This window comes from Vibrio fujianensis (assembly GCF_002749895.1).
Classification (GTDB): domain Bacteria; phylum Pseudomonadota; class Gammaproteobacteria; order Enterobacterales; family Vibrionaceae; genus Vibrio; species Vibrio fujianensis.
In genome coordinates this window covers 602,981-603,575 of the sequence record NZ_NBUS01000054.1, presented here as the reverse complement: position 1 = coordinate 603,575, position 595 = coordinate 602,981, and the positions used below count along the sequence as shown (strand labels likewise).

The following is a 595-nucleotide window of genomic DNA, read 5'->3' as shown; positions in this document are numbered from 1 at the left end:
GTGATCCGATTCTTCCTGCGAGATTGGCTCGATTACCCAACTATTTGACAGCCATTTTACTCATTATGGGATCACAAATGCTCATGTTTGCATTGCTTGTCTATTTACCTCTGCAGTTGCAATGGCAAAAAGGACTCTCCCCATCACAAAGCGGCACTATCATGGTGATTTTTATGTTTTGTATTACTGCAGGGGCTTACATTGGAGGGAAGTTGGTTGCCCATTATGCACGATATAAGCTACTCGTTACGGTAGGGTTTAGTTTAGCAATGGTGGCTATTTGGCAAATTCATTATGATATTTGGGTGAACTTTGCGTTAGGTTTTGCAGGGATTGGGCTTGGTTTTACTCTTCCAGCTCTCGGGGTTGTGGTGCAAAGCGTTTTGCCGGCCAGAGACCGAGGTATTGGGATGTCGCTATTTAATTTTGGACGAGAATTGGGTGGTGCATTAGGTGTCGCATTTTGTTCCGCACTTTTTTACTTACGTGTTCCACAAACCGTTACTGTGAGCGAGCAAGGAGCAAAACAAGCGGATACCAGTTACCAGTTACTCGCTCAAGGATTTAGTCTGGTCTATATCGGCATGAGTCTTTT

General features: G+C 44.2%; 1 protein-coding gene. It reads left to right on the top strand.

Annotated features, from left to right (window positions below; translation table 11 throughout):
• Positions 1-595, top strand: a 595-nt coding sequence (locus B7C60_RS19760) for an MFS transporter (RefSeq protein WP_245869678.1), incomplete at both ends; no start/stop codon positions are given.